Raw genomic sequence first — 1,142 nt, forward strand, 5'->3', positions numbered from 1 at the left:
CTTGATCGCGCCTTCGGGGATCTGGGCGCCGGGCGGGAGCTTGAAGGAGCCGTCGGGGAGCTTGATGGCGCCCTCGGGCAGGGAGATGGCCTTGTCGAGGTTGATGCTGGGCATCTTGAAGTCGGTGATGCCCTTGAGGCCCTTGACGACGTCGCTGACCTTGGAGATGCCGAAGCCGGCGCCCTTGAAGACGTACGTCATCGGGTCGATGGCCTTGCCGACCTTGCCCGCGACGGACAGTGCCTTCCCGGCGAGACCGGCCTTGCCCGCGCCCTCCGCGGCCGCGCCCTCGCCGCCGGTGAAGACGGTGGTGAGCACGTTGAACGTGACGGCGCCTGCGGCGCGGGACGGGTTGGAGCCCCACTGGTCCCACGCGAGGAGGGCCTTGCCGGTCTCCTTCATCGCCTTGCGCGAGTCGCGCAGCCAGGACGGCAGGTCCTTGTCGGGGACGGCGAGGAAGAGCGGGCCGACGCCGGGGATGCCCGTGATGGCGAGGCCGGTGGCGAGCTTGGCGAGGCCGGTCCAGGACTGTTTGAAGGCGTCCCAGCCGCCGAAGCCGACCAGCGTGCCGAGGCCCTTGATGGTGCCCCAGACGCCGTCGATGATGACGCCCTTGCCGAACTCGATCACCTGGTCCGGCAGGTCCCACCAGGGGATGTCGCGGTCGACGGCGCTGCCCCAGGGCAGGTCCTTGGAGTCCTTGAGGTCCTTGGCGTTGTAGCCGTACATGTCGTCGGCGTTGGAGCCGTCGTTGACGCGCAGGGGCTTGCCGCCGACCAGGGCGACGATCTTGGCGTAGGCGTCCCGCTCGACGCCCTGGAACTGGGTCCAGGCGTCGGCGATGTCGTTGCGCCGGTTGTTGTTCTCCTTGACCTTGTCTTCGTCCTGGCGCCAGTCGTGGTTCTTGTCGGCCATGTCCTTGAAGGCGATGGCCTCGCGCTTCAGGGTGTCGAGCCTGTCCCTGATCGGCGCCGCGTCCTTGGAGTACTGGCCCAGCGCACCCGAGATCGTGCAGACGTCCTGGCTGAGCTTCAGGCCCAGGTCCGACACCGGCTTCGTCGTCCCGAACAGCTGGTCGGCCTCGGGCGCCTTGTAGAACGCGCTCAGGGCGCCGAAGCTGGTGTGCACGTCCCCGGCGGCCG

1 pseudogene is annotated in these 1,142 nt (G+C 68.7%); it reads right to left on the reverse strand.

Features of this window, described 5'->3' with window-relative positions:
• Nucleotides 1–1,142 (reverse strand): annotated as a pseudogene (locus tag ACFV4G_RS43535) (hypothetical protein); the annotation flags it as partial.

The sequence above is a fragment of the Kitasatospora sp. NPDC059747 genome (assembly GCF_042732955.1).
Taxonomy (GTDB): domain Bacteria; phylum Actinomycetota; class Actinomycetes; order Streptomycetales; family Streptomycetaceae; genus Kitasatospora.